At 67.8% G+C, this 18,018-nt stretch carries 15 protein-coding genes; 10 read left to right on the top strand and 5 right to left on the bottom strand.

What is annotated here, in order from left to right; translation table 11 throughout:
• Positions 1-9: 9 nt before the first annotated feature.
• The 3 genes from cofD to A5733_RS26155 are packed head-to-tail and all read left to right on the top strand — an operon-like array spanning position 10 to position 2,917.
• Positions 10-993, top strand: a complete 984-nt coding sequence (gene cofD / locus A5733_RS26165; RefSeq protein WP_076242199.1) for a 2-phospho-L-lactate transferase — start codon at positions 10-12, stop codon at positions 991-993.
• Positions 990-2,345 (top strand): coenzyme F420-0:L-glutamate ligase, encoded by a 1,356-nt coding sequence (locus A5733_RS26160; protein WP_076242198.1) that lies wholly within the window; start codon positions 990-992, stop codon positions 2,343-2,345. Before cofD ends, A5733_RS26160 begins: the two co-directional genes overlap by 4 nt.
• Positions 2,342-2,917, top strand: coding sequence for an NUDIX hydrolase (locus tag A5733_RS26155; RefSeq protein ID WP_067770973.1), 576 nt, complete (start codon positions 2,342-2,344; stop codon positions 2,915-2,917). Before A5733_RS26160 ends, A5733_RS26155 begins: the two co-directional genes overlap by 4 nt.
• Before the next feature lie 16 nt (positions 2,918-2,933).
• Here A5733_RS26155 and A5733_RS26150 read toward each other — a convergent pair whose 3' ends face one another.
• From A5733_RS26150 to rfbD, 4 genes are all read right to left on the bottom strand, one after another.
• Positions 2,934-3,284, bottom strand: a complete 351-nt coding sequence (locus tag A5733_RS26150) for a DUF732 domain-containing protein (RefSeq protein ID WP_076242197.1) — start codon at positions 3,282-3,284, stop codon at positions 2,934-2,936.
• A 151-nt stretch (positions 3,285-3,435) separates the two neighbouring features.
• A complete protein-coding gene (locus tag A5733_RS26145; RefSeq protein WP_067770977.1) occupies positions 3,436-4,515 on the bottom strand; it encodes a sugar phosphate nucleotidyltransferase in 1,080 nt (359 codons plus the stop codon).
• A gap of 1 nt (position 4,516) precedes the next feature.
• A complete protein-coding gene (locus A5733_RS26140; RefSeq protein WP_076242196.1) occupies positions 4,517-5,407 on the bottom strand; it encodes a glycosyltransferase family 2 protein in 891 nt (296 codons plus the stop codon).
• Complete coding sequence (rfbD, locus tag A5733_RS26135; protein ID WP_076242195.1) at positions 5,404-6,303, bottom strand: dTDP-4-dehydrorhamnose reductase; 900 nt, start codon at positions 6,301-6,303, stop codon at positions 5,404-5,406. Before rfbD ends, A5733_RS26140 begins: the two co-directional genes overlap by 4 nt.
• Before the next feature lie 67 nt (positions 6,304-6,370).
• Between rfbD and A5733_RS26130 the strand changes: the two genes are divergently transcribed.
• Together A5733_RS26130 and A5733_RS26125 are read left to right on the top strand one after the other, a co-directional pair.
• On the top strand, positions 6,371-7,840 hold the full coding sequence (locus tag A5733_RS26130) for an LCP family protein (RefSeq protein WP_076242194.1): 1,470 nt from the start codon (positions 6,371-6,373) through the stop codon (positions 7,838-7,840).
• A gap of 25 nt (positions 7,841-7,865) precedes the next feature.
• Positions 7,866-8,582 carry a TIGR03089 family protein gene (locus A5733_RS26125; protein WP_076242193.1) on the top strand — a complete coding sequence of 239 codons (717 nt, stop codon included), beginning with the start codon at positions 7,866-7,868 and terminating at the stop codon, positions 8,580-8,582.
• On the opposite strand, the gene A5733_RS26120 is transcribed toward A5733_RS26125, so the two are convergent.
• Entirely contained in the window at positions 8,579-9,064 is a 486-nt protein-coding gene (locus tag A5733_RS26120; protein WP_067770987.1) for a MarR family winged helix-turn-helix transcriptional regulator, read from the bottom strand. The two genes, A5733_RS26125 and A5733_RS26120, sit on opposite strands and share 4 nt — an antisense overlap.
• Before the next feature lie 130 nt (positions 9,065-9,194).
• On the opposite strand from A5733_RS26120, the gene A5733_RS26115 reads away from it, so the two are divergent.
• From A5733_RS26115 to A5733_RS26095, 5 genes are all read left to right on the top strand, one after another.
• Positions 9,195-10,253 carry a glucose 1-dehydrogenase gene (locus tag A5733_RS26115; RefSeq protein ID WP_076242223.1) on the top strand — a complete coding sequence of 353 codons (1,059 nt, stop codon included), beginning with the start codon at positions 9,195-9,197 and terminating at the stop codon, positions 10,251-10,253.
• A 2-nt stretch (positions 10,254-10,255) separates the two neighbouring features.
• Positions 10,256-12,073 (top strand): glycoside hydrolase family 15 protein, encoded by a 1,818-nt coding sequence (locus tag A5733_RS26110; protein ID WP_076242192.1) that lies wholly within the window; start codon positions 10,256-10,258, stop codon positions 12,071-12,073.
• A gap of 94 nt (positions 12,074-12,167) precedes the next feature.
• Positions 12,168-13,961 (top strand): thiamine pyrophosphate-requiring protein, encoded by a 1,794-nt coding sequence (locus A5733_RS26105; RefSeq protein WP_076242191.1) that lies wholly within the window; start codon positions 12,168-12,170, stop codon positions 13,959-13,961.
• A gap of 12 nt (positions 13,962-13,973) precedes the next feature.
• Positions 13,974-15,083, top strand: a complete 1,110-nt coding sequence (locus A5733_RS26100) for an enolase C-terminal domain-like protein (protein WP_076242190.1) — start codon at positions 13,974-13,976, stop codon at positions 15,081-15,083.
• Positions 15,084-15,102: 19 nt separating this feature from the next.
• Complete coding sequence (locus A5733_RS26095) at positions 15,103-17,961, top strand: FAD-binding and (Fe-S)-binding domain-containing protein (RefSeq protein WP_076242189.1); 2,859 nt, start codon at positions 15,103-15,105, stop codon at positions 17,959-17,961.
• The last annotated feature ends 57 nt before the right edge of the window (positions 17,962-18,018 follow it).

The raw sequence follows: 18,018 nt of genomic DNA, 5'->3' as shown, positions 1-18,018 counted from the left end.
TCGGACGTTGTGAAGATCACCGTTCTGGTCGGCGGCGTCGGAGGCGCCCGCTTTTTGCTGGGGGTACAGCACCTGTTGGGCCTCGGGGCTTTCGGCGGGAACGACAGCAAGCATGAACTCACCGCGATCGTGAACGTGGGCGACGACGCCTGGATGCACGGCGTCCGGATCTGCCCGGACCTCGACACCTGCATGTACACCCTCGGCGGCGGCATCGACCCTGAGCGAGGCTGGGGTCACCGCAACGAAACCTGGCACGCCAAGGAAGAACTGGCCGCCTACGGCGTGCAACCCGACTGGTTCGGCCTGGGCGACCGCGACTTGGCGACCCACCTGGTCCGCACTCAGATGCTGCGCGCCGGCTACCCCCTGTCGCAGGTCACCGAGGCATTGTGCAAGCGCTGGTCGCCCGGAGCACGGTTGCTGCCGGTGACCGACGACCGCAGCGAGACGCACGTGGTGATCACCGATCCCGACGACGATTCCCGGCGCGCGATCCACTTCCAGGAGTGGTGGGTGCGCTACCGCGCCCAGGTGCCCTCGCACAGCTTCGCGTTCGTCGGCGCAGAACAGGCAACCGCCGCGCCAGGCGTCACCGAGGCCATTGCCGAGGCCGACGTGGTGTTGCTGGCACCGTCGAATCCCGTCGTGAGCATCGGCCCGATCCTGCAGATTCCCGGCATCCGCGCCGCCCTGCGCTCAACTCCGGCACCGGTCATCGGCTACTCCCCCATCATCGATGGAAAACCTTTGCGCGGCATGGCAGATGAGTGCCTGCGAATCATCGGCGTCCAATCCTCCTCACAGGGCGTGGGTGAGTTCTTCGGGGCCCGCTCGGGCACCGGACTGTTGGACGGTTGGCTGGTACACGAAGGTGACCAGGCCGACATCGCCGGTGTGAAGGTGGCCGCAGTGCCACTGCTGATGACCGATCCGGCGACCACCGCCGAGATGGTGCGGGCGGGCCTGGACCTCGCGGGTGTGGCCTGGTGACCACCGCGGCGAACCCCGAACACGGATCCGCCGACCGGGTCGAGATCATCCCGGTGCCAGGACTTCCCGAGTTCCGTCCCGGAGACGATCTGGCCGCCGCGCTCGCCGGGGCGGCACCGTGGCTGGCCGACGGAGACGTGTTGGTGGTCACCAGCAAGATCGTCAGCAAGTGCGAGGGCCGGATCGTCACGGCGCCGTCGGATCCCGAGGAACGGGACACCTTACGACGCAAGCTGATCGACGCCGAGGCGGTCCGTGTGCTGGCCCGCAAGGGCCGCACCCTGATCACCGAGAACGCCATCGGCCTGGTCCAGGCCGCCGCCGGCGTGGACGGTTCCAACGTGGATTCCACCGAGTTGGCGCTGCTTCCGGTCGATCCCGACGGCAGCGCGGCCGCCCTGCGCGAGGGACTGCGTGAGCGGCTCGGCGTCACCGTGGCCGTCGTGATCACCGACACCATGGGCCGGGCCTGGCGCAACGGTCAAGTGGACTTCGCCATCGGCGCCTGCGGACTCACCGCGCTGCACGGTTACGCGGGTGCCCGCGACCGGCACGGCAACGAGCTGATGGTCACCGAGGTCGCGGTGGCCGACGAGATCGCCGCCGCGGCCGATCTGGTGAAGGGCAAACTCACCGCGATCCCGGTCGCCGTGGTGCGCGGGCTGGACCTGCCCGACGACGGGTCGACCGCACGCACGCTGCTGCGCCCGGGCGAAGAGGATCTGTTCTGGTTGGGCACGGCCGAGGCAATTCAGCTGGGGCGCACCCAGGCTCAACTGCTGCGGCGGTCGGTGCGCGCGTTCAGTACCGAACCCGTCGACCCCGCACTGATCGAAGCTGCTGTCGGCGAAGCACTTACCGCACCCGCCCCGCATCACACCCGCCCGGTGCGCTTCGTCTGGGTGCAGGACCGCGCCACCCGCATTCGGCTGCTCGACCGCATGAAGGACAAGTGGCGGGCCGACCTGACCGGCGACGGCCGGGATCCGGAGTCCGTGGAGCGACGGCTGGGCCGCGGTCAGATTCTCTACGACGCACCGGAACTCGTCATCCCGTTCCTCGTCCCCGACGGCGCACACAGCTATCCCGACGCCGCCCGCACCGAGGCCGAGCACACCATGTTCACCGTCGCCGTGGGGGCGGCGGTTCAGGCCTTGCTGGTGGCACTGGCAGTACGCGAGGTCGGCAGCTGCTGGATCGGCTCGACGATCTTCGCCGGCGACCTGGTGCGCGCCGAGCTGGACCTACCTGCGGACTGGGAACCGTTGGGCGCCATCGCGATCGGCCATGCCGCTGATCCCCAGCCGCCGCGGCAGCCGGTGTCCACAGATGGCCTGCTGGTGCGAAAGTGAGCGCGGAGAGCCTGCACGCCTCGGCCGTCGACGTACTGACGCATTGGCAGACAACCGATCCGGGCCAGGACACGCTGCGCCACGCCGTGCTGTCGTTTCTGGCTGCCCGGCCCGATGCCTGCCTGCGCTCATGCGTGCCCGGCCACATCACCGCCTCGGCACTGGTGGTGGACCACACCGGAACGCAGACCTTGCTGACCCTGCATCCCCGGTTCGGACGCTGGCTGCAGCTCGGCGGGCACTGCGAGGAGACCGATGCCGATGTCCGGGCAGCGGCACTGCGCGAGGCCACTGAGGAATCCGGCATCACCGGGTTGAGCATCGATCCCCAGCTGGCCGCACTGCACGTGCATCCGGTGACCTGCTCGCTGGGTGTGCCGACCCGCCACCTCGACCTGCAGTTCGTGGTGCGCGCACCGGCCGACGCCGAGATCGCCTGCAGTGACGAGTCTTTGGACCTGCGGTGGTGGCCACTGCAGGCCCTGCCCGAGGGCACCGACTTCGGGCTGCTCCAACTCGCCCAAACTACGGGTTCTGGCGCATTGTCCGCCGATTCGCCGCAAAACCCGTAGTGTCGGCGCGATTCGGCTACCGGGGCGCCTGCGTGCAGTACGACCGGCGGGCAGCCCGCAGCGCCACCCCGGCCTGATCGGGACTGGCACCGTACTGGGCCGCCATCTGGTCGATCACCGCCGACGACGGCGTCCCGGTGTAGAGCAGACGGCACATCTCCCGACCCACCGACAGCAACTGGTCGTCATCGCCGGGAAACACCCCGCGGGTCGCCTTGAGGTACGTGTTGTCCTCCCCGGTCAGCGGGATCGGCCAGGCACCCGCCTCTGGGGCCGTCGCCCCGAACACCGTTGCGAGTACCAGCGCCGCCATGACCGGCGCCACCGCAGTGCGCCTGCTGACTTTCCGTCCGCTACGTGATCCCATGAGCGCAACCCCTCCCTTTCGCCGATCACAGCGTAAGGGGATTCGAGCCACGGCAAACGCACTTTTATCAACGCCGAGACGACGCTTTCTGGCGCATTTCCGCCAATTGATCGTCACAAAGCGTAGTTTCGCGCGCCGAGACCCCGAGAACTCAGACGTCGGTCGAATACCGGATACCACCGTCGGGAATGGCCACCCCGGGCCACACCCGCGCCCCACGCAACAGCTCACAGCGCGCCCCGATGTCGGCACCATCGCCGATCACGCCGTCGCGGATGAGCGCCCGCGGACCGATGCGGGCGCCGAAACCGATGATCGAACGTTCGATCACCGCGCCGGCCTCGACGCGCACGCCGTCGAAGATCACCGCGCCGTCCAACCGGGCGCCGGCACCGATCTCGGCGCCACGGCCCACGACCGTGCCGCCGATCAACAGGGCGCCGGGGGCAACCGCCGCCCCTTCGTGCACCAGAGACTCACCGCGCTGGCCGTCGAGAGCCGGCGACGGGGCGATACCGCGCACCAGATCGGCTGAGCCACGCACGAAATCGTCCGGGGTCCCCATGTCCCGCCAGTAGGACGCGTCGACGTAGCCGCACATCTTCAGTCCCCGCGACAGCACCTCGGGAAAGATCTCGCGCTCCACCGAAAGGGCTCGGCCCCTGGGGATCTGATCGATCACCTCGCGGTTGAACACATAGCAACCGGCGTTGATCTGGTCGGTCGGCGGGTCCTGGGTCTTCTCCAGGAACGCGGTGACAAATCCGTCGGCGTCGGTGGGCACACAACCGAACGCCCGGGGGTCGCTGACCCGCACCAGGTGCAGCGTGACATCGGCCTGATGGGCGTGGTGTGACTCCAGCACTGCGCCGAGATCGGCCGCGGACAACACGTCGCCGTTGAACACCATGGCCGTGTCGTAGCGCAGCTTGTCCGCCACGTTGGCGATGGCGCCACCGGTGCCCAGCGCCTCGGTCTCGGTGACGTACTCGATCTCGAGCCCCAGTTCGGAGCCGTCGCCGAAGGCCTCCTCGAACACCTCGGCCTTGTACGAGGTGCCCATCACCACATGCTTGATCCCGGCCACGGAGATCCGCGCCAACAGGTGGGTCAGGAACGGAACACCGGCCGTCGGCAGCATCGGCTTGGGCGCCGACAGCGTCAAAGGCCGCAGCCTGGTGCCTCGTCCACCGACGAGGACGACCGCGTCGACTTCCGCAGGATTGATCACGTCAGCGCCCTTTCGCCTGTTTCCGTCGTGAACTACCGACCACCAGGCCCGCACGTGCCACCAGCGCGCCCCGAATTGTCCACCGTAACGGCGCCTGCCACGGCGCCGGGTAGCGATCAGCCAAGAAAGTGTAGGTACTGCGATGATGGGCGGCCAAGTTGCGCGCCGGGTCACGTCCGGTGGAGTGCCCCTTGTGGTGCAACACCTCGGCCGACGGCACGTAGACGTTCTGCCAGCCGGCGCGGGCGATCCGGTCACCGAGGTCGACATCTTCCATATACATGAAGTAACGCTCGTCGAACCCGCCCACAGCGTCGAACGCCGCCCGACGCATCAGCAGACACGAGCCCGACAGCCAACCCACCTGACGTTCACTGGGCTCTTGGCGGTCCTGGCGGTAGGCCGCCGTCCACGGGTTGGACTTCCAGAACGGGCCGACCACGGCGTGCATACCGCCACGGACCAGGCTGGGTTGATGACGCGCCGACGGGTAGACCGAACCGTCGGGATCGCGGACCAACGGCCCCAGCGCCCCGGCCTGCGGCCAACGCTGCGCGGCGTCGAGCAGCAATTCGATCGATCGGGGGCCCCACTGCACATCTGGGTTGGCGACGACGAAAAAGTCCGGGCAATCGCCGTCGGAGATCAGCCCGGCGCCACGGTTGACGGCGCTGCCGTAACCCAGGTTGCGTCCGGTGCGGAGCAGCTGCACGTTGGGATAACGCTTTTCCGCCCGTTCGGGTGCGCCGTCGGTGGACCCGTTGTCGACCACGATGACCTTCACCGGTTGGTCGGTGGCCAGCGACAGCGAGGCCAGGAAACGGTCAAGGTGTGGGCCCGGCGAGTACGTCACCGTCACCACCACGAGCGGGCGGACCGCATCCTCAGTCACGGCGTAGAGGTTAACGGTCCAGAGGTTGGCTCTTTTCCAGCCGCTGTGTTTCCCACGGCGGCCGACAACGCTTCCCGCCAATCGCGCAGCGGGGTCAGGCCGGCCTCGGCAGACCGGTGTTCGGACAGGACGGTGTAGGCGGGCCGGGGCGCGGGCCGCGGGTGTCGGTCGCTGCCGACCGGTCGCACCCGCTCCGGATCCGCACCGAGGGCGGCGAAGGTTTCCCGGGCCAGCTCGAACCGGCTGGCCGGCCCGGTGTTGACGGCGTGCAGGACGCCGGGCCGCACATCGCCGTCGACGATCTGCAGCAATGCCTCCACCAGGTCGTTGGTGTAGGTCGGCGACCCGATCTGATCGGCCACGACCTCGATCGGCCCGTCGCCGGCCGCCAGCCGGCGCATGGTGGCCACGAAATCCTTCCCGTCACCACCGCGGTACACCCATGCCGTGCGCACCACGTGGGCGTCAGGCTTGGCGGCCAGCACCGCCTGTTCCCCGGCCAGCTTGGAATGCCCGTAGACGTTGACCGGTGCGGTCTGCTCGTCAATCTCGTAGGGCGTGCGACGGTCTGCTGAGGCACCGAACACGTAATCGGTGGAGATGTGGATCAAACCGGCGCCGACCCGTGCGCACGCCGCGGCGATGTTGCCCGGACCGGTCGCGTTGACCGCGTAGGCCCGCTCCTGGTCCGTCTCGGCGGCGTCGACCTGTGTGTATGCCGCACAGTTGGTCACCACGTCGCCGGATTCGACGACGCGGCGCAGCGCGTCGGGGTCGGTGATGTCACATTCTTTCGAGGTCAAGGCCAGCACCTCGTGCCCTCGACGACGTCCCTGATCAGCCAATACGCTGCCGACCATACCGCCGGCCCCGGTGATGACAATCCGTTGCGCCATGGGTTTGAGTCTGGCACGCCGGTCCGCGTTACCCGGCTCACGTCCGGCCCGCGGTTAGCCTGGGCACGTGCCGATCCCCCTGCTTCGCACTGTCGCTGTCGCCGCAGCGTCGGCAGTGGTGCTCGGAACCGGGGTGGCCTGGTCCCAGATCCGCTCCTTCGAATCCGGCATCAACCACATCAGCTCCGCGGCCCTCGGCGGCGGTGGTGAGGACGGTGCCATCGACATCCTGCTGGTCGGGATGGACAGCCGCACCGATGCCCACGGCAATCCGCTGTCGGCCGAGGAGTTGGAGACGCTGCGCGCCGGTGACGACGTCTCGACCAACACCGACACCATCATCCTGGTCCGCATCCCCAACAACGGGAAGTCCGCCACCGCCATCTCGATCCCCCGCGACTCCTATGTCGAGGCGCCGGGCTGGGGGAAGATGAAGATCAACGGCGTGTTCGGGGACGTCAAGCTCGACCGGATGAAGCAGCTCGTCGAGGTCGAGGGGGAAGATCCGGCCGTCGCGGAGCCCCAGGCCACCGAAGCCGCCCGTGAGGAACTGATCCAGACCGTGGCCGCCCTGACCGGCGTCACGGTGGACCATTACGCCGAGATCGGGCTGCTCGGCTTCGCGCTGATCACCGACGCGCTCGGCGGCGTCAATGTCTGCCTCAAAGACGCTGTGTACGAACCCCTCTCGGGTTCCGATTTCCCGGCCGGCTGGCAGAAGCTCAACGGCCCGCAGGCGCTGAGCTTCGTTCGGCAACGTCACGACCTGCCGCGCGGTGACCTCGACCGGGTGACCCGCCAGCAGTCAGTAATGGCATCGCTGGCCCACGAGGTGATCTCCAGCAAGACCCTGTCGAGCCCCGCCACACTGGGACGGCTGCAGGATGCCGTGCAGCGGTCCGTGGTGATCTCCGACGGGTGGGACATCATGGATTTCGTCGAGCAGTTGCAGAAGCTGGCCGCCGGAAGCGTCGCGTTCGCCACCATCCCGATCCTGCGGGAGGACGGCTGGAGCGACGACGGGATGCAGAGTGTGGTCCGGGTCGATCCCGTCGAGGTCCACGACTGGGTGTCGAGCCTGCTGCAGGACCAGGACGAGGGCAAGACCGAACAACTCAGCTACTCACCGGAAAACACGACCGTCGAGGTGGTCAACGCCACCGACATCAACGGCCTGGCCGCCGCGGTGTCTCAGGTGCTGACCAACAAGGGCTTCGTCCCCGGCGCCACCGGTAATCACGAAGGTGCGCCCCCGGTGTCCAGCCAGGTACTGGCCGCCAAGTCCGATGATCTGGGTGCTCAGGCGGTCTCCAAGGACCTGGGCGGATTGCCGGTCAACGAGGATTCCTCGCTGCCGGCCGGCGCGGTGCGGGTGGTGCTGGCCGCGGATTACACCGGACCGGGCTCCGACGGCATGGAGCCGACCGCCGGCATCGTCGATCCGGCCGCCGCCGACGACACCGGTGAGCAGAGCCCGCCCCCACCGCCGTCGCCGATCCTCACCGCGGGTTCGGACGATCCCAAGTGCGTGAACTGACCGGCTTCGAGTACAACCAGAGGTTATGAGCACAGTCAGCGCTGCCGTCCTCGATCCCTTGCTGGCGTCAGATCCCGCCGGGCCACGGATCACCTATTACGACGACGCCACCGGTGAGCGGATCGAGCTGTCGACGGTGACGATGGCCAACTGGGCCGCCAAGACCGCCAACCTGCTGCGCGACGAGATGGGCGCCGGCCCCGGCACCCGGGTGGCGGTGCTGTTGCCCGCGCATTGGCAGACCGCTGCGGTGCTGTTCGGGATCTGGTGGATCGGTGCCGAAGTGGTGCTGGGCGGCGGTTCCGACAATCCCGCCGACGTGGCCCTGTGCACCTCCGACCGGCTCGACGAGGCCGACGAGGCGGTCTCCGGCGGTGAGGTCGCGGTGCTGTCGCTGGACCCGTTCGGCAAACCGGCCGAGGATCTACCGATCGGGGTCACCGACTATGCGACGGCGGTGCGGGTGCACGGCGATCAGATCGTGCCCGAGCGCTCTCCCGGGCCGGCGCTGGCCGGGCGATCAGTGGCCGAGGTACTCGGTGCGGCCCAGAGTGCCTCTGCCGCACAGGGTTTCACGGACAAAGACCGGGTGCTGTCCTCGGCCTCCTGGGACACCCCCGACGAGCTCGTCACGAACCTGCTCGCGGTGTTCACTGTCGGCGCCTCGCTGGTGCAGGTGGCCAACCCCGATCCCGGCGCGCAGGCCCGCCGCCGCGAAACCGAAAAGGTCACCCGCGGTTAGACCAAGGTCAGGGTCTCGGGCTCGAACGGTTCCCCGGCCGCCTCGGCGAAGGCATCCAGCGCAGCGGTCACCCGTTCGCGGTCATCGACCGACAGGCCGCGCAGCACTTTCCGCACCGCACTGCGCCGGTGCCGGTTCACGCGGTTGACGATCGACCGCCCTTCGGTGGTCAACGTCAGCGTCACCGACCGGCGGTCGTTCGGATCATCCTGACGGTGCAGGAACCCGGCCTTGAGCAGCCGGTCACAGATCCGGCTGGCGTTCGGCGCCCCGGCATCCAGGCCCGCGGCCACCGCGCCGAGATTCAGCGGCCCGCGGGTGGCGATCATCATCAGCACCCGCAGCTGCGGCAAGGTCACCAGATCGTCCACCTCGGCGACCGACGCCGCGGCGATACCGACCAACGCACGCGACGCGCGCATCACCGCGTCGATCTGGGCACCTGAAACATTCTCGGCGTCACGGCCGGTCACCGTCGTCATAGGTGGATCATGCCGGTAATCGTTGCTCAAAGGCAACTATTTCCGAGGGCGGTTTAATTTCGTTGCTTCAGGGCAACCATTCACCCATCACAACAATCTTTCCCATCGGCTGGAAGGGGTGGTGGCACAGATGCGTGCGCTGACGATTGCGCCCATGCATGCGGATTCACTGCAGGTGTGCGAGGTTCCCGATCCCAAGCCGGGACACGACGAGCTGCTGGTGGACGGGCTGGCGCTCGGTGTGTGCGGCACCGACAAAGAGATCGCCCGCGGCGAGTACGGGTGGGCGCCGCCGCACCGCGACCGGTTGATCCTCGGCCACGAGTCACTGGGCCGGGTGGCGCACGCACCGCGGGACAGCTCATTTCAGACCGGCGATCTGGTGGTCGGTGTGGTGCGACGCCCCGACCCGGAGCCGTGCGGGGCCTGCGCACACGGCGAATTCGACATGTGCCGCAACGGTCGCTACACCGAGCGCGGCATCAAGGAGATCGACGGTTACGGAAGCCAGCAATGGTGCGTGGAAACCGATTACGCCGTGCGCCTGGACCCACACCTCGAGCCGGTCGGCATGCTGATGGAGCCGACGACGGTGGTCGCCAAGGCCTGGGAGCAGGTGCACCGGGTCGGTGAGCGCGCCTGGTTCGAACCCAAGAGCGTGCTGGTCACCGGCGCCGGACCGATCGGGCTGCTGGCGGCCATGCTGGGCGTCCAGCAGGGCCTGGAAACCCACGTCCTGGACCGCCACACCGATGGACCCAAGCCCGGCATCGTCAAGGCCCTGGGCGCCACCTATCACCACGACGACATCGCCGATGTCGCAGGCAAACTGCAGCCCGATGTGGTGATCGAAGCCACCGGCGCCGGCCCGGTCGTCTTCGGCGCGATCGCCAACACCGCGTCCTACGGCATCGTGTGTCTCACCGGGGTGTCACCGGTCGGACGCATGCTACGCATCGATGCCGGCGACGTGAACCGCGAACTCGTGTTGGAGAACGACGCCGTCGTCGGCTCGGTGAACGCTAACCTACGCCATTACCAGCAGGCCGCTGCCGCGCTGGCCAAGGCCGACGTGGATTGGCTGTCGAGTCTCATCACGCGCCGGGTACCCCTGGAGCGCGCCGCAGATGCGTTCGACGCCGGTCCGGACGACGTCAAGGTCGTCATCGACCTCACCGCGGGGAGGTGAGCATGGCGCCGATCGAAGACTATGCACTGTTGGGTGATCTGCAGACCGCCGCGCTCGTCAGCCGTTACGGCTCGATCGACTGGTTGTGCCTGCCCCGGTTCGATTCGCCGGCATGTTTTGCCGCGCTCGTCGACGACGGCGAACACGAGACCGACGCCGGCAATTGGCTGTTGGCACCGGCCTCGGGTGGGGCGGCCACCCACCGGCACTACCGGGACAGTTCACTGGTGCTCGAGACCGTCTGGGACACCGCCGAGGGGACGGTGCGGCTCATCGATTTCATGCCGCCGCGCGGCATCGCGGCTGACGTGGTGCGCATCGTCGAGGGGGTGCGTGGTCGGGTCCCGATGCAGATGAGCCTGAAACTGCGGTTCGACTACGGGCACGTCGTCCCGTGGGTGCGACGACAGGGCGAAGACCTGACCGCGATCGCCGGACCCGATGCGGTGTGGCTGCGCACGCCGGTGCGCATGCACGGCCGGGAGATGGCCACCGTGGCCGAATTCGAGGTCGCTGCCGGCCAGCGAATCCCCTTTGTCCTGACGTATCAGCTGTCGCATCTGTCGAGGCCGGATCCGGTCGACGCCGAGGAGGCCCTGGAGAAAACCGGCCGGTACTGGGCCCAGTGGATGTCGCGGTGCAGCTACACCGGCCGCTGGCAGTCGGAGGTGCAGCGCTCGCTGTTGTTGCTCAAGGCGCTGACCTACGCGCCCACCGGGGGCATCGTCGCGGCGGCCACCAGCTCACTGCCCGAACAGATCGGCGGCCCCCGCAACTGGGATTACCGCTACTGCTGGCTGCGCGACGCGACGTTCACCCTGCAGGCCCTGCTGGGCACGGGGTTCGTCGAGGAGGCGCAGGCCTGGCGGGAATGGCTGGTGCGCGCGGTCGCCGGCGACCCGGCCGACCTCCAGATCATGTACGGCCTCGACGGTCGGCGCCGGCTTCCCGAGTTCAACCTCGATTGGCTTGGCGGTTACGAGAATTCGCGGCCCGTGCGGGTGGGCAACGCGGCGGCCGCGCAGTTCCAGCTCGACGTGTGGGGTGAGATCCTCGACGGGCTGCACCTGGCCCGCGAGGCCGGCATGGAGGCCGACGACACGGCCTGGGATGTCCAGCGTGCCCTGCTGGATTACCTCGAAGGCCACTGGCGTGATGCCGACAGCTCATTGTGGGAGATGCGGGGCCCGCGTCGACAGTTCGTCCATTCCAAGGTGATGGCGTGGGCCGGTGTGGATCGCGCGGTCCGCACCGTGGTCAACCACAAACTCGACGGGCCGGTGGACCGGTGGCGCGCACTGCGCGACGAGATCCACCGCGACGTGTGTGCCCACGGGTATGACGCCGACCGCAACACCTTCACCCAGTCCTACGGCGCGCCCGATCTGGACGCCTCCCTGCTGCTGATCGGCCGGGTCGGGTTCCTGCCGTGGGACGACCCGCGGGTGATCGGCACCGTCGAAGCCGTGCGCGAGGAGCTGTGTCACGACGGGTTCGTGCTGCGGTATCACCCGCAAAAGGCCGACGACGGGCTGCCCGGCGGTGAGGGGGTGTTCCTGGCCTGCAGCTTCTGGCTGGCCGACGCGCTGGCCGGCATCGGGCGCACCGACGAGGCGACCGAGCTGTTCGAGCGGCTGCTGACACTGCGCAATGACGTCGGGCTGCTCAGCGAGGAGTACGACACCGTCGCGCACCGCCAGATCGGCAACACCCCGCAAGCGTTCAGCCTCGTCGGCCTCATCAACACCGCCCGCCACCTGAGCGGTCACCGCACCACGACGTCGGCCCGCGGCCACGAACAGCACGTGAAGACCCGTTGACCGAGTCAATTAATTGCTTGACAACAACAATTGCATACCAACAACGAAAGCGGGTACCCGGACCGCATCGTCCGCCACCGCAGAGGAGGAACCCATGGCTGAGCAAAACGTCGCCGATTACCTGTTGCAACGCCTACGGGAATGGGATGTGCACGATGTCTTCGCCTTCCCCGGCGACGGCATCAACGCCATCCTGGCGGCCTGGGGGCGAGCCGACGACTGTCCTCGCTTCATCCAGGCCCGGCACGAGGAGATGAGCGCGTTCGAAGCCGTTGGCTACGCAAAGTTCAGCGGCAAGTTCGGCGTGTGCATGGCCACGTCCGGCCCGGGAGCGATCCATCTGCTCAACGGCCTCTACGACGCCAAGCTCGATCACGTCCCGGTGGTGGCGATCGTCGGACAGACCAACCGCAGCGCGATGGGCGGGTCCTACCAGCAGGAGGTGGACCTGGCGAACCTGTACAAGGATGTCGCCGGAGCCTACGTCGAGACGGTCAACGTGGCCGAACAGCTGCCCAACGTCCTGGACCGCGCCATTCGCACCGCGCTGGCCGAGCGCGCGCCCACCGCGCTGATCATCCCGGCCGACGTCCAGGAACTGCCGTACACCGCGCCCACCCACGAGTTCAAGATGGTGCCGTCGAGCCTGGGGATCGACTGGCCCGACATCGCGCCCGACGACGCGGCCATCGCCCGTGCGGCCGAAGTGCTCAACTCGGGTAAGAAGGTGGCGATGTTGATCGGCACCGGCGCTCGCGACGCGCGCGACGAGGTGGCCGAGGTTGCCGAGCTGCTCGGTGCCGGCGCGGCAAAAGCGTTGCTGGGCAAGGATGTACTGTCCGACGAGCTACCCTGGGTGACCGGCTCCATCGGCCTGTTGGGCACCCGGCCCAGCTACGAGATGATGCGCGACTGTGACACCGTGCTCACCGTCGGTTCGAGCTTCCCGTACTCGCAGTTCATGCCGGAGTACGGCCAGGCCCGCGGGGTGCAGATCGACATCGACGCCAAGATGATCGGCATGCGCTATCCGTACGAGGTGAACCTGGTCGCGGATGCCAAAACCGCACTGCGGGCGCTGATTCCGCACCTGGAGCGCAAGACGGACCGGTCGTGGCGCGAGACCATCGAGAAGAACGTGTCCCGATGGTGGGAGACGATGCACCTGCAGGCCATGGTCGGGGCCCACCCGGTCAATCCCCTGCGGCTGTTCGCCGAGTTGTCCCCGATGTTGCCCGACAACGCGATCGTCACCGCCGACTCGGGGTCATCGGCCAATTGGTATGCACGCCAACTACGGTTCCGCGGTGACATGCGCGGCTCCCTGTCGGGCAACCTGGCCACGATGGGCCCCGGTGTGCCGTACGCCATCGGGGCGAAGTTCGCCCACCCGGACCGGCCGGCGATCGCGTTCGTCGGTGACGGCGCCATGCAGATGAACGGGATGGCCGAACTCATCACCATCAAGCGCTATCACCACGAATGGTCCGATCCCCGGTTGATCGTGGCCATCTTGCACAACAATGACCTCAACCAGGTCACCTGGGAGATGCGGGCCATGAGCGGCGCACCGAAATTCACCGAGTCGCAAACACTTCCAGATGTCGACTACGCAGCATTCGCCGCCAGCCTCGGACTGGAGGCGATGACGGTGAAGGATCCCGACGAACTCGCCGACGCGTGGCGTCACGCGCTCGCGGCGCAGAAACCCACGATGCTGGATGTGCACACCGATCCGAACCTGCCGCCGATCCCGCCGCACGCCACCTGGGAACAGTTCAAGTCGACCGCTTCGGCGGTACTGGAGGGTGACGAGAACAGTTGGGGCTTCATCAAGGAGGGCATCAAGGCCAAGGCGCAGGAGTTCGTCCCGCACCGCAGCAAGTGACGCGGGGTCGTCATGCAGGATCCCTCCGCGCCGGTCACCGACGTCACCGCGGCCGCCTACACCATCCCCACCGACTCCCCCGAGGCCGACGGCACCCTGAGCTGGGACAGCACCACGCTGGTGGTGGCCACCGTCCGCTGCGGCGCGACGGTGGGTACCGGGTGGACCTACGGGCCCGCTGCGGCCGTGCCGCTGATCCGCGATCTGCTGGCACCGCAGGTGCTGGGGCGCAATGTGTTCGACGTGGCCGGCAGCCTCGACGCCATGGTGCGGGCGGTGCGCAACGCGGGCCGCAGCGGCGTGGCGGGACAGGCGATCTCCGCGGTCGACGTGGCCCTGTGGGACCTGAAGGCGCGACTGTTGGAGTTGCCGCTGCACCGGCTGATCGGAGCGGTGCGCGACGCCGTGCCGGTATACGGCAGCGGGGGGTTCACCACCTACACCGAACACCAGCTACGTGACCAGTTGACCGAGTGGACACAGAATCTGGCGATCCCCCGGGTCAAGATCAAGATCGGTGAGTCGTGGGGTGACCGGATTCCGCGGGACATGAGCCGAATCCGTCAGGCACGTCACGTGATCGGGCCGGAGTGCGAGCTGTATGTGGACGCCAATGGCGGCTACCAGGTCAAGCAGGCCGTGCGGTTGATGCGCGACGTCGCCGACTGCCACGTGACCTGGTTCGAGGAACCGGTGTCCTCCGACGACCTGGCCGGCCTACGTGCGGTACGGGAGGCCGTCGATGCCGACGTGGCTGCGGGTGAATACGGATACGACCTCACCTACTTCCGGCGGATGTGCGCCGGCGAGGCCCTCGACTGCCTGCAGGCCGACGCCACGCGGTGCGGCGGGATCACCGAATGGCTGCGCGTCGCCGCCGTCGCCGCCGCGCACCATCTGCAGATCTCCGCACACTGCGCGCCCTATCTGCACGCCCATGTCGCGGCGTGCGTGCCCAACCTGCGGCACCTTGAGTGGTTTCACGACCACGCGCGGATTGCGCTGCGCTACTTCGAGGGCGCGGCATCACCGGTCGACGGGCTGTTGCGGCTATCTGCCGACCGGCCGGGTCACGGCCTGACCGTGCGTTGGGCCGACCTCGAAAACCACCGTGTGCTTTGACAATCCACCGAGGATCACCATGACTACATTGTTGTTCGAGTCCCTGGCCGCCGATTTGCATGAGTGGGTCGACGGAGAAGTCCGGTTCGATCCGGGATCACGGGCCACCTATTCGACCGACGCCTCCAACTACCGCCAGATCCCGATCGGGGTGGTGGTACCGAGGTCACCGGACGCGGCCGCCACCGCGATCGCGGTGTGCCGCGACCACGATGTGCCGGTGCTGTCCCGAGGCGGCGGCACCAGCCTGGCCGGCCAATGTTGCAACGCCGCAGTGGTGCTGGACTGGAGCAAATACTGCACGCGAATCGGCGAGGTCGACACCGACGCGGGCACCGTCGTCGTCGAACCCGGCATCAAGCTCGACGTGCTCAACGACCAGTTGGCGTCGTCGGGCTGGATGGTCGGACCCAAACCCTCCACTCACGTCAACTGCACCATCGGCGGCATGATCGGCAACAACTCCTGTGGTTCCACCGCGCAGGCCTACGGAAAAATGGCGGATTCGGTTCTGGCGCTGGAGATCCTGACCTACGACGGCACCCGCCGTTGGGTCGGCGAGACCACCGCCGAGGAGTACGACCGGATCATCGCAGCGGGCGGCCGCGACGCGCAGTTGTACCAGGGGCTGCGGGCGATCGCCGAGGAGTACGCCGACGACATCCGGTCCCGCTACCCGCACATCCCGCGTCGGGTCTCGGGCTACAACCTCGATTCCCTGTTGCCGGAGAACCACTTCAACGTGGCCACCGCCCTCGTCGGCAGCGAGAGCACCCTCGTCACGGTCCTACGGGCCAAGCTTCAGTTGGTGCGCCGTCCGGCCGCCAGCGCGCTGGCGTTGCTCGGGTTCGACGACATCACCACCGCCGGAGACGCGGTGCCCGCGGTGCTCGAACATCAGCCGGCCGCGCTGGAGGGTCTCGACCATCGCCTCGTCGAACTCGAGCATTCGCGGCGGTTGGCCGAGAAGGCCTTACGCGAACTGCCCGACGGCAAGGCGTGGCTGATGGTGCAGTTCAACGGCGACACGCAGGAGGAGGCCGACCGCGCGGCGAAGGCGATGATCGCGGCGTTGGGCGAGAAGGCCGACGGCGCAGTCCTCGACGACCCCGTGCGCAAGAAGGAGGTGTGGGCCGCCCGGGAAGCGGGCCTCGGCGCCACCGCGTATCCACCGACCGGCCCCGAAACGCACGAGGGGTGGGAAGACGCCGCCGTCCCGCCGGACCGGCTCGGCGACTACCTGCGAGATTTTCGCGCGTTGCTGACGCGGTATGACTATGAAAGCGCTTCGCTGTACGGCCATTTCGGGCAGGGGTGCATTCACACCCGAATCCCGTTCGACTTGCGGACCGCCGAAGGCGTCGACAAGTATCGGCGGTTCGCGTACGACGCGGCTCGACTGGTGGTCGACTACGGCGGGTCGCTGTCCGGCGAACACGGCGACGGGCAGTCCCGCGGCGAGCTGCTGCCGATCATGTTCGGCGAACGGGTCGTCACCGCATTCGAGCGAACCAAGGCGCTCTTCGATCCCGGCAACCGGATGAACCCGGGCAAGATCGTGCACCCGTACCGGCTCGACGAAAACCTGCGCTACGGGCCCGATTACCGGCCGGCCGATCCCGCCACGCACTTCAGCTATCCCGACGACGAGCACCGGTTCTCCCACGCCGCGGCCCGTTGTGTGGGTGTCGGCAACTGCCGCGGCCACGAATCCGGGGTGATGTGCCCGAGCTACCGCGCCACCGGCGAGGAGGAGCACTCCACCCGCGGCCGGTCCCGGTTGCTGTTCGAGATGCTGGAGGGTGACGTGATCACCGACGGCTGGCGGTCCGAAGAGGTGCGCGACGCGCTCGATCTGTGCCTGGCGTGCAAGGGATGTCGCAGCGACTGTCCGGTCAATGTCGACATGGCGACCTACAAGGCCGAGTTCCTGTCCCATCACTATCACAACCGGCTGCGTCCGATGGCGCACTACTCGATGGGCTGGATCCCGTTGTGGGCTCGGTTGGCCGCCGCGGCACCCGGTGTGGTGAACCGCACCGTGCAGACCAAAAGCCTTGGCGCCGTGGTCAAACGACTCGGCGGCATCGACGAACGTCGCGGCATCCCGGTGTTCGCCCGGCAGCGGTTCACTGCGGCGTTCGACGGGCACGTGCGGCCGCCGCACGCACCGTTGGGGCCGGTGGTGTTGTGGCCCGACACGTTCACCAACAACTTCGATCCGCAGATCGCCCACGATGCCGTGCAAGTACTCGAATCGGCCGGATTTGCCGTCGAGGTACCTCGCGAGGCGTTGTGCTGCGGGCTGACCTGGATCTCCACCGGTCAGCTGACCACCGCCAAACGTGTACTGCGACGCACCCTGCGGGCGCTGCGGCCCGCACTGCATGCCGGCACCCCCGTGGTGGTGCTGGAGCCCAGCTGCGCAGCGGTCTTCCGGTCCGATCTACCCGAGCTGTTACACGGAGACGAGGACGCCCATCGGCTCGCCGCGCAGACGCACACCATCGGTGAGATCCTGCGGTTGCGCGCCCCGGATTGGCGACCACCGGCACGGTCGGATACCGCCGTGGTCCAGCAGCACTGCCACCAGCACGCGGTGCTGCATTACCGGCACGAGAGCGCCCTGCTCGAGAGCGCCGGAGTCGATCTCGACATCCTCGACGCCGGATGTTGCGGCCTGGCCGGCAATTTCGGATTCGAACGCGGGCACTACGACGTGTCGGTGGCCTGCGCCGAGGACAAGCTGTTGCCGGCCCTGCGCGAGGCGGACGGAGACACCACGGTGGTGGCCGACGGGTTCAGCTGCCGTACCCAGATCCGTGAGTTGGCCCCTGACCGTCGGCCCGTACACACCGTCCAGTTGCTGCGCGGCTGATTTCCTTCCGCGAAAAGACACAAACCCGTACCTTGTCGCGCGAAAAAGTACGGGTTT

Source organism: Mycobacterium sp. NS-7484 (assembly GCF_001953975.1).
Lineage (GTDB): Bacteria > Actinomycetota > Actinomycetes > Mycobacteriales > Mycobacteriaceae > Mycobacterium.
This window is presented reverse-complemented; position numbering and strand designations above follow the sequence as displayed.

Coding starts and splice junctions, on each gene's coding strand:
- rfbD (WP_076242195.1), bottom strand. CDS start 6,303: ATGGCGCAACGGATTGTCATCACCGGGGCCGGCGGTATGGTCGGCAGC.
- A5733_RS26105 (WP_076242191.1), top strand. CDS start 12,168: ATGGCTGAGCAAAACGTCGCCGATTACCTGTTGCAACGCCTACGGGAA.
- A5733_RS26150 (WP_076242197.1), bottom strand. CDS start 3,284: ATGGGATCACGTAGCGGACGGAAAGTCAGCAGGCGCACTGCGGTGGCG.
- A5733_RS26095 (WP_076242189.1), top strand. CDS start 15,103: ATGACTACATTGTTGTTCGAGTCCCTGGCCGCCGATTTGCATGAGTGG.
- A5733_RS26120 (WP_067770987.1), bottom strand. CDS start 9,064: ATGACGACGGTGACCGGCCGTGACGCCGAGAATGTTTCAGGTGCCCAG.
- A5733_RS26125 (WP_076242193.1), top strand. CDS start 7,866: ATGAGCACAGTCAGCGCTGCCGTCCTCGATCCCTTGCTGGCGTCAGAT.
- A5733_RS26115 (WP_076242223.1), top strand. CDS start 9,195: ATGCGTGCGCTGACGATTGCGCCCATGCATGCGGATTCACTGCAGGTG.
- A5733_RS26100 (WP_076242190.1), top strand. CDS start 13,974: ATGCAGGATCCCTCCGCGCCGGTCACCGACGTCACCGCGGCCGCCTAC.
- A5733_RS26110 (WP_076242192.1), top strand. CDS start 10,256: ATGGCGCCGATCGAAGACTATGCACTGTTGGGTGATCTGCAGACCGCC.